The sequence below is a fragment of the Billgrantia saliphila genome, from assembly GCF_002930105.1.
In the GTDB taxonomy this organism is placed as follows: domain Bacteria; phylum Pseudomonadota; class Gammaproteobacteria; order Pseudomonadales; family Halomonadaceae; genus Halomonas; species Halomonas saliphila.
Map to the genome: position 1 here is coordinate 32550 of NZ_PJRN01000006.1, position 15259 is coordinate 47808.

Genomic DNA, 15259 nt, shown 5'->3' on the forward strand with positions numbered 1-15259 from the left:
GGCACGACCGCGCGGTCGTGCCCTTTTCATTTCCAATGGCGATTCGCTCGCTCAGGCGTTTGGGGCAGTGTTTCCTCAGGCCACCGTCACGCTCTTGTCCAGGTACACGTCCTGAATGGCCTGAAGCAGCTCGACGCCCTCGCTCATGCTCTTCTGGAACGCCTTGCGCCCCGAGATCAGCCCCATTCCGCCGGCGCGCTTGTTGATCACCGCGGTACGCACCGCCTCGGCCATGTCGGAGTTGCCCTTGGAGCCGCCGCCCGAGTTGATCAGCCCGGCACGCCCCATGTAGCAGCAGGCCACCTGGTAGCGGGCCAGATCGATGGGATGATCGGAGGTCAGCTCGCTGTAGACCTTGGCGTGGGTATGACCGAAGCCGATGTCCTGGAAGCCGCCGTTGGTCTCGGGCAGCTTCTGCTTGACGATGTCGGCCTTGATCGTCGAGGCGAGGTGGTTGGCCTGGCCGGTGAGATCGGCCGCCACGTGGTAGTCCTTGCCTTCGTGCTTGAACGCGGGGTTGCGCAAGTAGGCCCACAGCACCGTAGCCATGCCCAGTTGGTGGGCGCGCTCGAAGGCCTCGCTGATCTCCATGATCTGGCGGCGGCTCTCGGGGGAGCCGAAGTAGATGGTCGCCCCCACCGCCACGCAGCCCATGTCGTGAGCCTGTTCCACCTCGGCGAACAGGGTCTGGTCGTACATCGCCGGGTAGCTCAGCGTCTCGTTGTGGTTGAGCTTGAGCATCATCGGGATGCGATGGGCGTAGCGGCGCGCCACCGACGACAGCACGCCCAGGGTGGACGCCACCCCGTTGCAACCGCCCTCGATGGCCAGCTCGACGATGTTGGCCGGGTCGAAATAGCGCGGGTTGGGCGCGAAGGAGGCCCCGGCGGAGTGCTCGATGCCCTGGTCCACCGGCAGCAGGCTGAGGTAGCCGGTGCCGGCCAGACGGCCATGGCCGAACATCGCCTGCAGGCTGCGCATCACGGCAGGGCTGCGGTCGCTGTCGGCGACGACCCGGTCGACGAAGTCCGGGCCCGGCAGGTGGAGCTGCTCGCGGGGAAAGCCACGGCAGCGGTGGTCGAGCAGGTATTCGGCATCGTCACCCAACAGTTGGGGTATATCGGTCATGTCTTCCTCTCCATGGTGTCGTGATTCGCTATTCCCAGCGTAGTGAAAACCGTACCGAGCGTACGCCTCGCTTGCAAACGGAAGCGCCCTTCCCATGCGGGAAGGGCGCTTGCCGGGGTTCGCTCAGGCCGCCCTGACCTCGATGCGGCGACGCTGGTGCGATGGCTTCTTCGGTAGTTGCAAGTGCAGCACCCCGTTCTCGATGCGCGCCTCGATGGCGTCGCTGTCGATCTCGTGGCTGAGCGTGAAGCGGCGTGCGAAGCGCTGGGCCCGTACCTCGGCGTAGATGGCCGACATGCCTTCCGGCATCTCCAGCCGGATCTCGCCCTCCAGGCTCAGCAGATTGTTGTCCACCTCGATGCTCAGCGATTCCGGCGTGACGCCGGGAAGATCGGCCAGCAGGTGCAGGGCATTGCCCTCCTCGAAGATATCGACCGGCGGTTGCAGCGCCCGGTCGCGCTCGTCGCGGGAACCCTCGCTCTCCTGCACCTGGGGCTGACGGGTCGCTTCTTGCCGAGTGATCTCGTTCATTGCCGTTCACCTCCTTCAGGCTCGACCATCATGCCGACTGGATCTCGATACGCCGCGGCTTGAGCTCCTCGCGCTTGGGCAGCGTGATCTCGAACACGCCGTTGCGCCAGCGCGCCTCGGCCCGGTCGGCATCCAGACCCTCGGGCAGGGCGATGGAGCGGGCGAAGCTGCCACCCGCACGCTCGCGGCGAAAATAGGGGCGCCGCTCGTCGCCTTCCGGTTCGTCGGGCACGACCTGGCGTTCCCCCCTGACGGTCAGGACATTGTCCTGAAGGCTGAGTTCGAGATCGCCCGCCGTGAGACCGGCGGCGAACACGTAAACGCGCACCGCATCGTCGGTACGGCCGATATTGATCATCGGGTAGGTTCCGCGCGGTACCGCGCGGATGTCGGTCGCCCCGGGCTCGGGAAGTATCTCGTCCAGCCATTCCCGAAACCAGTCCACACCCCAGGGAGACCCGGTATCGTAACGCCTGAGATCTCCGAACATGACGAACACCTCCTACGCTTTGCCTAACCAGGAAACGGGATGCGACCGGCCGCGGCAACCTCGTCGGCCGGCGACGTCCCGTAAGGGAAAATAGGGGCTCGCAGTGCGCTTTCAAGCCCCGCGCGACGCGCCATGCCCCGCTGCCGCGAGCCGGGACGTCGCAGCGCTTTTACGGTAGAATCTCCGCTTTCCGTTCGAGGAGAGCCAGGCAAGCATGGCCCAGCGCATCGCCATCAATGGATACGGACGAATCGGCCAGTGCGTGCTGCGCGCGCTGGTGGAGCGCCGGTTGACCCACCCCGACGTCGCGGCGCTCGAGGTGGTGGCGATCAACGAACTCTCCGACCTGGACACCATCGCCTACCTCACCCGCTACGACACCACCCATGGCCGCTTCCCCGGCCGGGTGAGCACCGCAGCAGGCCGCCTGGTCATCGATGGCCGGCCCATCGAGGTGCTGAACGAGCCCGCCCCCGCGCGCCTGCCCTGGCGCGAGCTGGGCATCGATCTGGTACTGGAGTGCTCGGGCAGCTTCAAGGAGCGCGCCACCGCCGCGCATCACCTCGCCGCCGGTGCCGGTCGCCTGCTGTTCTCCCAGCCGGCCGAGAGCGACGTCGACGCCACCATCGTCTGCGGCATCAACGAGGACGAGCTCTCCGCCGAGCATCGCATCGTCTCGGCGGCGTCGTGCACCACCAACTGCCTGGTGCCGGTGCTCACCGTGCTCGACGAGGCGCTGGGCATCGAGCACGGCGTAACCACCACGGTGCACTCGGCAATGAACGACCAGCCGGTGATCGACGCCTACCACCAGACCGACCTGCGGCTGACGCGCTCGGCGATGCACTCCATCGTGCCCGTCGACACCAGCCTGGCGCGCGGCATCAACCGCCTGATGCCGCACCTGGCCGGACGCTTCGAGTGCCTGCACATGCGCGTGCCAACGATCAACGTCTCGGCCATGGACATGTCTATCTGCGTGCGCCGCGACACCTCGGCCGGCGAGGTCAACGAGCTGCTGCGCCGCGCCAGCGAGTCGCGCCTGGCGGGGCTGCTCGGTTACACCGAGGAGCCCATGGCGTCGGTCGACTTCAACCACGATCCCCGCTCGGGTATCGTTGACGCCACTCAAACCCGGGTAGCGGGCAAGCGCCTGATCAAGCTGTTGTGCTGGTTCGACAACGAGTGGGGCTTCGCCCATCGCATGCTCGACGTCGCCCAGCGCCTGGCGACCCTGCCGCCGCCGGCTTCGTGAACCCGGTTTCGGTTCCCCATCAACGAGGATGATGCCTGATGAACGTGCTCAAGATGACCGACCTCGACCTGCGCGGTCAGCGCGTGCTGATCCGCGAGGACCTGAACGTTCCCGTCAAGCACGGCAAGGTGAGTAGCGACGCCCGCCTGCGGGCCAGCCTGCCGACCATCAAGGCGGCCATGGAGGCCGGCGCCAAGGTGATGCTGATGAGCCACCTGGGGCGCCCGACCGAAGGCGAACCGGCCGAGGAGTTCTCGCTGGCCCCGGTGGCCGAGCGCCTCGGCGAGCTGCTTGGCCGCCCGGTGCGGCTGGTCGAGGAGTACCTCGATACCGCCCTCGACCTGGCCGACGGCGAGGTCGTGCTGCTCGAGAACGTGCGCTTCAACGTGGGCGAGAAGAAGGACGACGAGACGCTGGCCAAGCAGTACGCCGCGCTGTGCGACATCTATGTGATGGACGCCTTCGGTACCGCCCACCGCGCCCAGGCCTCCACCCACGGCGTGGCCCGCTTCGCGTCGCAGGCCTGCGCCGGCCCGCTGCTGGCCGCCGAGCTCGACGCCCTGGAGAAGGCCCTGGCCACGCCCAGGCGCCCCATGGTCGCCATCGTCGGCGGCTCCAAGGTATCGACCAAGCTCGAGGTGCTCAACGCCCTCTCCGAGAAGTGCGACCAGCTCATCGTCGGCGGCGGCATCGCCAACACCTTCATCGCCGCGGCCGGCCACAATGTCGGCAAGTCGCTGCACGAGGCCGACCTGATCGACCAGGCCAAGGCGCTAATGACCAAGGTCGAGATCCCGCTGCCCACCGACGTGGTAGTGGCCACGGAGTTCTCCGAATCCGCCGAGGCGGTGGTCAAGCCGGTCGACCAGGTGGGCGACGACGAGATGATCCTCGACATCGGTCCCGACACCGCGGGCCGATTGGCCGGCCTGCTCAAGGACGCCGGCACCATCCTGTGGAACGGCCCGGTGGGCGTGTTCGAGATCGACCAGTTCGGCCACGGCACCGAGGCGCTATCGCGCGCCATTGCCGAAAGCAACGGCTTCTCCATCGCCGGCGGCGGTGACACCCTGGCCGCCATCGACAAGTACGGCATCGATGACAGCGTCTCCTACATCTCCACCGGCGGGGGCGCGTTCCTCGAATACGTGGAAGGCAAGACCCTGCCCGCCGTCAAGGCCCTGGAAGACGCTGCACGCTGATATCCCCGGGGCCGATCGGCGCATGCCGGCCGGCCCCGACCGCCCTGCCCCAGACAGACTGCATAGAGAGAACAGGTGAGTTCATGGCACTGATCAGCATGCGCCAGATGCTGGACCACGCCGCCGAGCGCGGCTATGGCATTCCAGCCTTCAACGTCAACAACCTCGAACAGATGCGCGCCATCATGGAAGCGGCCGACGCAACCGACTCCCCGGTGATCGTCCAGGCTTCCGCCGGTGCGCGGAAGTACGCTGGCGCGCCCTTCCTTCGCCATCTCATCCTGGCCGCGGTGGAGGAGTTCCCCCACATCCCGGTGGTGATGCATCAGGACCACGGCACCTCGCCGGCGGTCTGCCAGCGCTCGATCCAGCTCGGCTTCTCCTCGGTGATGATGGACGGCTCGCTGGGCGAGGACGGCAAGACACCGATGGACTACGACTACAACGTCGACGTCACCCGCCGCACCGTCGAGATGGCGCACGCCTGCGGCGTCTCGGTGGAGGGCGAGCTGGGCTGCCTGGGCAGCCTGGAGACCGGCATGGCCGGCGAGGAAGACGGCATCGGCGCCGAGGGCGTGCTCTCCCACGACCAGCTGCTCACCGACCCGGAAGAGGCCGCGGACTTCGTCAAGGCGACCCAGGTCGACGCCCTGGCCATCGCCATCGGTACCAGCCACGGCGCCTACAAGTTCACCCGGCCGCCTACCGGCGACACCCTCTCCATCCAGCGCATCAAGGAGATTCACGCCCGCATCCCTGACACTCACTTGGTGATGCACGGCTCCTCGTCGGTGCCCCAGGAGTGGCTCGCCATCATCAACGAGTTCGGCGGCGAGATTCCCGAGACCTACGGCGTGCCGGTCGAGGAGATCGTCGAGGGCATCAAGCACGGCGTGCGCAAGGTCAACATCGACACCGACCTGCGCCTGGCCTCCACCGGGGCGGTGCGGCGCTTCCTGGCCAAGAATCCCAGCGAGTTCGACCCGCGCAAGTACCTCAAGGAGACCGTGACCGCGATGCGCGATATCTGCATCGCCCGCTACGAGGCCTTCGGTACCGCCGGCAACGCCAGTCGCATCAAGCCGATCAGCCTCGAGGCGATGTTCGAGCGTTACGCCCGCGGCGAGCTCGACCCCAAGGTGAAGTGAGCGTCCCAGCTCGAGGCTGACAGGGCGGCCCTTGGGCCGCCCTTTCTCTTGCTCACGTTAACCCTCTTTCCTCGCCCTGCCCTGCCCCTCTCGGCGCTTGCCCGCTCGCCCGCTCGAACTTGCCCCGACGCCTTTCGCGGCCTAGGATGGGAACGTTCCCATCCAGAGCAACGCCTTGCCCATGCGCCCTTCTCGACACGCCACCCTGCTCGAAGTGGCACGCGAAGCCAACGCCTCGAAGACCAGCGTGTCGCGCTACTTCGGCGGCGAACGCGAGCGGCTCTCGCCGTCGCTTCAGCGGCGCATCGCCCAGGCGGCGCGTCGGCTCGACTATCGACCCAATCAGATGGCACGGGGGCTGAAGGGCGGTCGCTCACGACTGATCGGCATGCTGGTGGCCGACATCCGCAACCCCTATTCGGTGGCGGTGATGCACGGCGTCGAACAGGCCTGCCGTGAGCGCGGTTATTCGCTGCTGGTGGGCAACACCGGTAACGACCCCGCCCAGGAGCGCACTCACTTGGCCCTGCTGGCCTCCTACCGGGTGGAGGGGCTGGTGATCAATGCCGCCGGCAGCCCCGGCCGCGAACTGCAGTCGCTGGCCGACCAGGGCTTGCCGCTGGTGCTGCTCGACCGCTGGCTGGAAGAGGTGGAAGCGGACGTGGTCGGGCTCGACAACGCCTTGGCCGTCGACATGGCGATCGACCACCTGCGCCGGCAGGGCTATCGCTCGCTGCTGTTCCTCAGCGAGCCCCCGGGGCAGGCCAGCCCACGCCAGCAGCGCTGGCAGCGCTTCGAGCAGCGCCTGGCCGGCGAGCCGAACCTGCACGGTGAGCGCCGCGACCTGTCGCCGGGCGAGCCGGATGCGGCACGCGAGATCCTTCAGGATTTCCTCGCCTGGGCCGAGCGCCCCGCCGTGCTCTGCGCCAATGGCAACGTGACCCTGGCTGCCACCCGCGCCTTGCAGGCCCTCGGTGCGCGCCTCGGCGAGGTCGGCCTGCTGGGTATCGACGAACTCGACTGGTGCGAGCTGGTTCCCCCCGGCATCACGACGCTGGCCCAGCCCACCGAGGCCATTGGCCGGGCCGCCGTGCAGCAACTGCTGGCACGGCTTGACGACGGTACGCCCCCGCAGCCGCCCCGCCGCACCCTGTACCCGGCCCGGCTGAACGCCCGCGGCTCGACCCGTCTCGCAGCTTTCGCCAAAAACCACGACAACGACTGTGACAAGGAGCAGCGATGAACGACGATACTCTCCCACCGGAAGTTCTCGCCTTCGGCGAGGCCATGGCCCTGTTCGTGGCCGAGACCCCCGGCGCGCTGGCCGACGTGGAGTGCTTCCGGCGCGGCATCGCCGGGGCCGATACCAATGTCGCCATCGGCCTGGCCCGGCTCGGTTTTCGCGTCGGCTGGCTGAGCCGCGTCGGCAGCGACGGCTTCGGGGCCTACCTGCGGCGAGCCCTGGAAACCGAGGGGCTCGATTGCCGCTACCTGCGGGAGGACCCCGATCAAGCCACCGGCCTGGTGTTCAAGGAACGCGCCGAGGGTGGCGCCGATCCCAGGGTGGCCTACTTCCGTCGCGGCAGCGCCGCCAGTCATATGGCGCCGGGGGATGCCGAGCAGATCGACTTCACCGCCGCGCGCCACCTCCACGCCACCGGCATTCCACCGGCGCTCTCCGACAGCTGCCGGGAGCTGACCCGACACATGCTCGATCAGGCCCATGCCCACGGCGCCAGCATCTCCTTCGACCCCAACCTGCGCCCCAGCCTGTGGCCCAGCGAGGCAGCGATGCGCGATACCCTGAACGCCATGGCGGCCAAGGCCGACTGGGTACTGCCGGGCCTGGCCGAGGGACGCCTGCTGACCGGGCTCGATACGCCTCGCGACATCGCCGATTTCTATCTCGAGCGCGGCGCCAAGGCCGTGTTCCTCAAGCTCGGACCGGAGGGCGCCTACTACCGCGGTGTACTGGACGGCCGCGAGGCGGAAGCCACCGTGCCGGGCTTCCCGGTCGCGCACGTGGTGGATACCGTGGGCGCCGGGGACGGTTTCGCCGTGGGCGTGATCAGCGCCCTGCTAGATGGCCTCTCTTCACAGGCCGCCACACGCCGCGGCAACCTGATCGGCGCCGAGGCCGTGCAGGTGCAGGGCGACATGGAGGGCCTGCCGAGCCGTACGCGCCTGACCGAGCTCGAGCGCAACCTGCCAGACTTGCCGTAACTGACCGCCAACATCGGAGCGAGACAATGACAAAACGCATCGTCGCCTACAGCCGCCTCAAGCCGACGCATCTCGATCAGCTCAGGCAGCGCTTTCATGTCGACTACTTCGAAGCCCTGAAGAACACCGACGATCCCGGCTTTCGCGAGGCACTGGGCAGGGCCCACGGTATCGTCGGCTCGAGCCTTGCCATCACCCCCGAGCTGCTCGACCAGGCGCCGCACCTCGAGGCCATTGCCAGCATCTCGGTGGGCTACGACAACTACCCCGTCGAGGCGCTGACCCAACGCGGCATCCTGCTGTGCAACACCCCGGACGTGCTCACCGAAACCACCGCCGACACCGGCTTCCTGCTGATCATGACCACGGCGCGGCGCGCGGTGGAGCTGGCCGAGTTCGTCAAGCGCGGCGAATGGCGGGAGAGCATCGGCGAGGCACAGTTCGGCAGCGACGTGCACGGCAAGACGCTGGGCATGATCGGTTTCGGGCGCATCGGCGCCGCCGTCGCCCGCCGTGGTGCGCTGGGCTTCGGCATGCAGGTGCTCTATTCCAACGCCTCGCCCAAGCCGGACCTGGAGCGGGAACTCGGCGCCACGCGCTGCGAGATGGACGACCTGCTGGCCCGCGCCGACTTCGTCTGCGTCACCGTGCCGCTGTCGGCCGAGACGACGCACTTGATCGGCGCTCGCGAATTCGGGCTGATGAAGCCCTCGGCGATCTTCGTCAACATCGCCCGAGGCAAGGTGGTCGACGAAACCGCGCTGATCGCCGCTTTGGAGACGGGCGGGATCCGTGCCGCCGGACTCGACGTGTTCGAGCGCGAGCCGCTCTCGCCGGAGTCGCCGCTGCCGCACATGAGCAACGTGGTGGCCCTGCCGCACATCGGCTCGGCGACCCACGAGACCCGCGATGCCATGGCCCAGCGCGCGGTGGACAATATCCTGCTCGCGCTCGAGGGCAAGCGCCCCATCAGCTTGGTCAACGAGGCGGCCTGGCGGGAGCGCAGCTGACGCCGCCGGCGCAGCTCTACGACTAAAGGAGCCTTGGCCCGCTCCTTGGCCTCTTCTAGTTTTGGATCAATCCAAAAACAACCGTGCGAGACAGCGAACCGATGACCGACGAGACACAGCGCCCTCACCGTACACGCCGCGATTCCGGCAACGTGACGCTGCAGGATATCGCCGCGCACGCGGGCGTCTCGCGTTCCACGGTCTCGCTGGTGCTGCGCGAGAGCCCGTTGGTCGCCAAGCGCACCCGCGAACAGGTCCGCCGCTCGATCAAGGCGCTGGGCTACGTCTACAACCGGGGCGCTGCCGCCTTGCGAGCTACCCGCACCTCGACCCTGGGCGTGGTGGTCTACGACATCGCCAACCCCTTCTTCGGCGCCATGGTGGCGGGTATCGACGCCGCCCTGAACCGCGAGGGCTATGTCTCCTTCCTGGCCAACAGCGAGGACTCCCCCGAACGCCAGCAGCGCTTCCTGGAACGCATGCGCGAGCATCGCGTCGACGGCATCCTGCTGTGCCCGGCGGAAGGCACCGACCCCGCCCTGGTCGCGACGCTGGAAGCGTGGAAGCTGCCCTGCGTGCAGGTGCTGCGCCATATCGGCACACCGCCCTACGACTACGCCGGTACCGACTTTCGCCAAGGTGTCGGGTTGGCCATCGATCATCTCGTCGCACGCGGCCACGAGCGCATCGCCTTCATCGGCGGTCATACCGAGCACTCGGCGACCCGAGAGCGCTGGCAGGGCTACCGCGAGGCCATCTCCCGTCATGGCCTGGGCTATCAGCGCCTGCTGCGCTCGACCGTGACCCGCCGCGACGGCTTCGAGGCCATTCAGCAACTGCTGGGCGAATCGCCGCCACCGACCGCCGTGGTGTGCCACAACGACCTGGTCGCCTTCGGCGCCATGCTCGGCCTGCAGCGCCAGGGCCTCACCCCGGGGGTGGACTGCGCGGTGATCGGCACCGACGACGTCGAAGAGGCGGCGCTGAGCGCCCCGGCACTGACCAGCATCGCCACCCACCCCTACGCAGTAGGCCGGGAGGCGGCCCGCCTGGCCCTGCGGCGCATCCAGACCCCCGACGGGGCGCGCGAGCAGGTCGTGCTCGCCCCCCAGCTCAGGGTACGCGAGTCCTGCGGCGCCTCGCTGGCCCACGACAGGCCACTCGCCGCGACTCCCTGAAGCGGCAACCGCCGCGAACGCCAGCCACCCCACGCCACCCATGTGGCTTCGACATAACAAGAGGTGTTTTTATGACTCACAGCTGGATCGATCCAAAAATCGCCCCCCGGCCCATCGCGGCCGGACTGCTCGCCGGTGCCACGCTGGTCGCCGCCCTGGGCATGGCCGGCACGGCGCAAGCCGTGGAGCTGCGCTTCGGTCACGGCGGCACCGAGGACACCGCCTACCACCTGGGCGCAACCCGGTTCAAGGAGCTGCTCGACGAGAAGAGCGAAGGCGAGATCGGCGTCGAGATCCTAGGCAACTCGGTGCTCGGCCACGAGACCGAGATGTTCGAGCAGCAGATGGCCGGGGCGCTCGACCTCTCGATCATCAACCCCGGGCTGATCACCGACTTCTCCTCCACCGCCAACGTGTTCTCGATCCCCTTCCTCTATCGCGACGAACAGCATTGGCAAGCGGTGCTTGACGGAGAGGTGGGCCGGGAGATCGCCGATCGCATCAGCGCGGAGACCGATGTGCGCATTCTCGCCTTCTACGGCGGCGGCAAGCGTCAGATCGTCAGTACCGAGCCGCTGGAGAGCCTCGACGATCTCGAAGGCTTGAAGCTGCGCACCAATCCCACCAAGCCACTGATCACTGCTTGGGAGGCGCTGGGCGCCGATCCCACGGTAATGGAGTGGGAAGAGATCTATACCGGCCTGCAGGTGGGCGCCATCGACGGCCTGCTCAACGAGGCCGAGTGGATTCATCGCATGCGCTTCCACGAGGTCGCGCCGCACATCGGGCTCTCCGAGCACGACATCACCGTACGTCTGCTGACCATGTCGCAGATGAGCTGGGACCGACTCTCCGAGGAGCAGCAGCAGATGGTGCAGGAAGCCGCCGAGGAGTCGGCAAGCTATGCCCGCGAGGTACAGCTCAAGCAGGACGCCGAGGCGCTCGACCTGCTGGCCGAAGAGGGCGCCACCCTGCATGAGCTCGATCGGGAGCGCATGCAGTCAGTGGTGGAGGAGCCGTTGCAGAGCGTAATCGAGGAAATGGGCCTTGCCGATCTGCATCGCATGATCGTCGACGCCGAGTGAGCACCCGCGCCCGGCAGTGCCGGGCGCCCCTCTCACGACCCACAGGAAACCGTCATGTCCCGTTTGCTTCAAGGCCTGGCATGGCTCAATCGCGGTATCGAGCGTCTGCTGCATGTGCTGCTGCTGGCGCTGGTGTTCGGCTTCATCCTGTTCATCATCTACCAGGTGCTGAGCCGCAACCTGCCCTTCATGCCACGTCTCTACTGGACCGAGGAGTTCAGTCGTTTCGCCTTTCAGTGGATGGTCATGCTGGGTGCTGCCGTCGGCGTTCTGCATGCCGACCACTTCGTGCTCGAAGCCTTTCCTCGCGGCACGCGGGCCGACCTTTTTACCCGCGTCGTCCGCGATCTGGCCTGCCTGCTGCTCGGCATTCTCTTCGTCGTATACGGCAAGGACTTCGGCCTGTCCGGACTGCGCCGCAACGCCACCGCCTCGGGGCTGTCGATGGTCTACGTCTATTCGGTCTTCGCCGTCAGCGGAGCGTTCATGGTGCTGTTCAGCCTCCAGCGATTGCTGCACGCCGCGCTGTACGGCATGGACGACATGGAGCGGAGCCTGAACACACCGAGCGATCTCGACGCCATCGATGTCAGTGAGTCGGGCAACACACCGCTGAACGTCAAGCACGGCGACACTCCTCTCGATCCCAACCGGCATGGAGGCGACCGCTGATGCTGCCCATGGAGTGGATATTCTTCTTGCCCTGGCTGCTGTTCGGCCTGCTGGGGGTGCTCATCGTAGCCGGCGTGCCGATCGCCATGGCGCTGATTCTCACCGCCGCCGGCATCATCGTGCTCGACCCACGCCTGACCTTCTGGGTGATGTTCCAGCGCATGTACAACGGTATGGATTCGTTCGTGTTGCTGGCCGTGCCGCTTTTCCTGCTGGCCGGCAACCTGATGAACGCAGCGCGCATCACCGACCGGCTGATCACGCTGTGCATGCTGCTGGTCGGTCATTTCAAGGGCGCGCTGGCCCATGTCAACGTGATGGTGAGCATGCTCTTCGCCGGGGTATCCGGCTCCTCCACCGCCGACAGCGCCGGAGTAGGCACGGTGCTGATACCGGCCATGAAACGCGAGGGTTACCCGGCACACTTCGCCGTGGCGGTCACCGCCGCCTCGTCGGTGATGGGCATCATCATTCCGCCCTCGATCAACATGATCGTCTGGGGCGCCTTGACCAATACCTCGATCGCCGGGCTGTTCCTCGGCGGCATCCTGCCAGGAATCATGATCGGCGTGGCCCAGCTCGCCCTGAACCTGGTCTATGTGCGCCGCTACCAGGTGCCGGTGCGCCCACGCGCTTCGTTCGGCGAGCTGCTGCGTTCGGGCAAGGACGGCATGATGGCGGCAGGCATCCCGGTAGTGATTATAGGCGGCATCACGCTCGGCATCGTCACGCCCACCGAAGCGGCCATGATCGCGGTACTCTATGCATTGGCACTGGGTTTCATCGTCTATCGCGAACTCCGGTTCCGCGACGTCCTCGACGCTTCCACCGCCACCGTGCGGCTGTGCTCGCTGTCGCTGTTCAGCCTGGTGGGGGCAGCGATCTTCGGCTACCTGATCAGCTTCTACCAGATCCCGCCCAAGCTGATGGACGGGGTCAATATTTCCGACCCGGTCGTGCTGCTGCTGATCATGACCGCGGTGATGCTGGTCATCGGCACCTTCATGGATTCGCTGCCGGCGATGGCGATCATGGCGCCGATCTTCCAGCCCTTGGCGATGCAGGCCGGCATCCATCCAGTGCAGTTCGGGGTGATCGGCGTGATGGCGCTGGGGCTCGGCCTGATCACGCCGCCCTATGGCCTGTGCCTGATGATCTCGGCCAAGATCGGCGGCATCCCGCTGCTCAAGGCGCTGGGGACCACCATGCTTTACCTTGCCATTATGCTCGCCGTGATCCTGCTGCTGATTCTTTATCCTCAGTTGATCCTGGCGATTCCCGAACTGCTGGTGCCGGATTTCGTCTAACCCCCGCGTCACGCCGCCTCGTACAGGCGTGACGCCTCTCTCAAGAGGCTTCGTATGTCCGCTCCGCTCTGTCTGCTCTTCGATTCCGACGGCACCCTGGTCGATAGCGAGATTCTGCTCGCCGAGGTCATGGGCGAGGTCCTGCCCCGCCATGGCTTACCCTTTACGGCCGCGCAGTACATGGAAGAATTTCGAGGCGTTCGCTTCCTGACCATCGTGCTCGAGCTGGAACGTCGTCATCGAGCGCTGGGCGAGGCTCAGCGGCAGGCCATGGAAGCGGCGATGCGCGAGGCGATGGAAGTGCGCATGCGCGAGCAGCTCATGCCCATCGCCGGCATGACTGAAGCGCTGGAGGCGCTAAGCGACCATCCTCGCGCGGTGGTATCCAACGGTCCGGAGCGCAAGATTCGCTGCGCCATGGAGTGCGTCGGTTTCACTCATCACTTCAGCCAGCTGTTCAGCGCCTACACCTTGGGCGTATGGAAGCCGGACCCCGCGCTTTACCTCAAGGCGGCCGAGGCCATGGGCCACCCGCCGGAGCGCTGCGTGGTGATCGACGATGCCGCCGTCGGCGTCGCCGCGGGCCTCGCCGCCGGTATGCAGGTAATTCACCTCAATCATTTCCCCGCCGAGGAAACAACGCCGGCCGGAGCCACCGCCATTCATCACGCCAGTGAATTGCCCGCGGCCGTGGCACGCCTGTCCCGGTCGTTGCGCCACCCAAGCACCGAGTGTCCCGATCGGGCCTGACGGCTCTGATCGATTTTTTCTTTCGCCAAGCTATATTGCATTGCAGCATAAAGTGGCTTAGTTGTGTTAGGGTGTAGCTGTCACCAAGACCCGGACAAGGAGGTCACGATGCAACACGCTCAATTTCCCCTGGTACCCGCCACGCCGGCGGCGATGATGGATGTCTGGAAGCTCGGCGTGATGATGACCGAGCTCTGGACATCGTCCTTTTCGACCATCGCCATGCGCCACAACCTGTGGCAGACCCAGCCCCCTACCAGCGCAAGAATGATCAAGGAAAACCAGCGCATGGTGAGCGAGAAGATCGAGGCGGGTATGGAAACCGGGCTCGTTTGGCAGAAAGCCATGCTTGGCATGATGTTCGGCCAGACCACCCCCTGGTGGGTGACGAGCCGCCGCTCCATGCAGCCCTATCATCGTCGCAGCAGCGCCAACTCCCGTCGCCTTTCGCGGAAGTGAACGGGAAGTGGCCCATCGGCGCTCGCATGCTTGCTTGCCACCCTTCGGCCCCTCCTCCTAGAGTGAGAGCTATCGCACCAGGGAGAGGTTGATACGATGTCGAGCAAGCGACTCTTGTGCCTGGCGAGTGCCAGCATGCTGATGTTCGGGTTGTCTCCGGCCATGGCCGCGCCGGAGACCGCCGAAACCGATGGCGACGATCCCATGAAGGTAGAGGGCATGAGTCCCGAAGAAGCGGAGGATCAGCTGGACGCCACGCCGGAGCCGGTCGACCAGGCCAAGCTGACGGTCAGCGAGAAGGAGCCCTACGGACGCTACCTCACCAATCAGGACGGCAAGAGCCTCTACATGTTCGATCGGGACGAACAGGACGGCGACTACAGCACCTGTGAGGAGAGTTGCGCCATCGCCTGGCCACCCTACACCACCGAAGACACTCCGGCCGCCAGTGGCGGTGTCGAGGACGATCGGCTCGGTGTCATCGAGCGCGACGACGGCACGCTACAGGTCACCTACGAGGGTTGGCCGCTCTACTTCTTCGCCCGCGACGTCTATCCTGGCGACGCCCTCGGCCAGAGCGTCGAGCACATGGGCGGTCATTGGTATCTTCTCTCGCCGGACGGCGAACCCATCGTGGCCGAGACGCGCGAGCCGGCTGAGCCGGCCGATTCCTGAGTTCAACCGCTACGGTGCGAAGGTGTCACTTCGTGTCGTGAGCGGAGTCAACTGTTAGTTAAAAAAGCGAAAAACCCGCCCCCGGCGCATGCCGGGGGCGGATCCGAGGCAGCTGATATTCAGCTTGCAGGAGACATCGCCACATC

16 protein-coding genes are annotated in these 15259 nt (G+C 66.4%); 13 read left to right on the forward strand and 3 right to left on the reverse strand.

Annotated features, from left to right (window positions below):
• Nucleotides 1-75: 75 nt before the first annotated feature.
• The 3 genes from CYJ07_RS08290 to CYJ07_RS08300 form a co-directional block, all read right to left on the reverse strand.
• A complete protein-coding gene (locus tag CYJ07_RS08290) occupies nucleotides 76-1128 on the reverse strand; it encodes a class I fructose-bisphosphate aldolase (RefSeq protein ID WP_104203225.1) in 1053 nt (350 codons plus the stop codon).
• Between the two features lie 123 nt (nucleotides 1129-1251).
• A complete protein-coding gene (locus CYJ07_RS08295) occupies nucleotides 1252-1659 on the reverse strand; it encodes an Hsp20/alpha crystallin family protein (RefSeq protein WP_104203226.1) in 408 nt (135 codons plus the stop codon).
• Between the two features lie 28 nt (nucleotides 1660-1687).
• Nucleotides 1688-2149 carry an Hsp20/alpha crystallin family protein gene (locus tag CYJ07_RS08300; RefSeq protein ID WP_104203227.1) on the reverse strand — a complete coding sequence of 154 codons (462 nt, stop codon included), beginning with the start codon at nucleotides 2147-2149 and terminating at the stop codon, nucleotides 1688-1690.
• 214 nt (nucleotides 2150-2363) lie between these two features.
• Here CYJ07_RS08300 and CYJ07_RS08305 point away from each other — a divergent pair, with 214 nt between their 5' ends.
• The 13 genes from CYJ07_RS08305 (at nucleotide 2364) to CYJ07_RS08365 (ending at nucleotide 15113) form a co-directional block, all read left to right on the forward strand.
• Nucleotides 2364-3404: a type I glyceraldehyde-3-phosphate dehydrogenase gene (locus CYJ07_RS08305; RefSeq protein WP_104203228.1), complete on the forward strand. Its 1041-nt coding sequence runs from the start codon at nucleotides 2364-2366 to the stop codon at nucleotides 3402-3404.
• A gap of 38 nt (nucleotides 3405-3442) precedes the next feature.
• Complete coding sequence (locus CYJ07_RS08310) at nucleotides 3443-4606, forward strand: phosphoglycerate kinase (RefSeq protein ID WP_104203229.1); 1164 nt, start codon at nucleotides 3443-3445, stop codon at nucleotides 4604-4606.
• A gap of 83 nt (nucleotides 4607-4689) precedes the next feature.
• The gene (gene fba / locus CYJ07_RS08315; protein ID WP_104203230.1) at nucleotides 4690-5754 is read left to right on the forward strand and encodes a class II fructose-bisphosphate aldolase; all 1065 of its coding nucleotides are present in this window, start codon (nucleotides 4690-4692) and stop codon (nucleotides 5752-5754) included.
• A 181-nt stretch (nucleotides 5755-5935) separates the two neighbouring features.
• Nucleotides 5936-6997 (forward strand): LacI family DNA-binding transcriptional regulator, encoded by a 1062-nt coding sequence (locus CYJ07_RS08320; RefSeq protein WP_104203231.1) that lies wholly within the window; start codon nucleotides 5936-5938, stop codon nucleotides 6995-6997.
• Nucleotides 6994-7977 carry a sugar kinase gene (locus tag CYJ07_RS08325; RefSeq protein WP_104203232.1) on the forward strand — a complete coding sequence of 328 codons (984 nt, stop codon included), beginning with the start codon at nucleotides 6994-6996 and terminating at the stop codon, nucleotides 7975-7977. Before CYJ07_RS08320 ends, CYJ07_RS08325 begins: the two co-directional genes overlap by 4 nt.
• Before the next feature lie 26 nt (nucleotides 7978-8003).
• Nucleotides 8004-8987, forward strand: a complete 984-nt coding sequence (locus CYJ07_RS08330) for a 2-hydroxyacid dehydrogenase (protein ID WP_104203233.1) — start codon at nucleotides 8004-8006, stop codon at nucleotides 8985-8987.
• 101 nt (nucleotides 8988-9088) lie between these two features.
• Nucleotides 9089-10165, forward strand: a complete 1077-nt coding sequence (locus CYJ07_RS08335) for a LacI family DNA-binding transcriptional regulator (RefSeq protein ID WP_104203234.1) — start codon at nucleotides 9089-9091, stop codon at nucleotides 10163-10165.
• Nucleotides 10166-10236: 71 nt separating this feature from the next.
• Nucleotides 10237-11250 carry a TRAP transporter substrate-binding protein gene (locus CYJ07_RS08340; protein WP_104203235.1) on the forward strand — a complete coding sequence of 338 codons (1014 nt, stop codon included), beginning with the start codon at nucleotides 10237-10239 and terminating at the stop codon, nucleotides 11248-11250.
• Between the two features lie 54 nt (nucleotides 11251-11304).
• Nucleotides 11305-11922, forward strand: a complete 618-nt coding sequence (locus CYJ07_RS08345; RefSeq protein WP_104203236.1) for a TRAP transporter small permease — start codon at nucleotides 11305-11307, stop codon at nucleotides 11920-11922.
• Complete coding sequence (locus CYJ07_RS08350) at nucleotides 11922-13229, forward strand: TRAP transporter large permease (protein ID WP_104203237.1); 1308 nt, start codon at nucleotides 11922-11924, stop codon at nucleotides 13227-13229. The genes CYJ07_RS08345 and CYJ07_RS08350 overlap by 1 nt, the downstream gene beginning before the upstream one ends.
• A gap of 54 nt (nucleotides 13230-13283) precedes the next feature.
• Complete coding sequence (locus tag CYJ07_RS08355) at nucleotides 13284-13979, forward strand: HAD family hydrolase (RefSeq protein ID WP_104203238.1); 696 nt, start codon at nucleotides 13284-13286, stop codon at nucleotides 13977-13979.
• Between the two features lie 108 nt (nucleotides 13980-14087).
• Entirely contained in the window at nucleotides 14088-14438 is a 351-nt protein-coding gene (locus CYJ07_RS08360; protein ID WP_231489572.1) for a hypothetical protein, read from the forward strand.
• 96 nt (nucleotides 14439-14534) lie between these two features.
• Nucleotides 14535-15113, forward strand: a complete 579-nt coding sequence (locus tag CYJ07_RS08365; RefSeq protein WP_104203239.1) for a COG4315 family predicted lipoprotein — start codon at nucleotides 14535-14537, stop codon at nucleotides 15111-15113.
• Nucleotides 15114-15259: the final 146 nt, after the last annotated feature.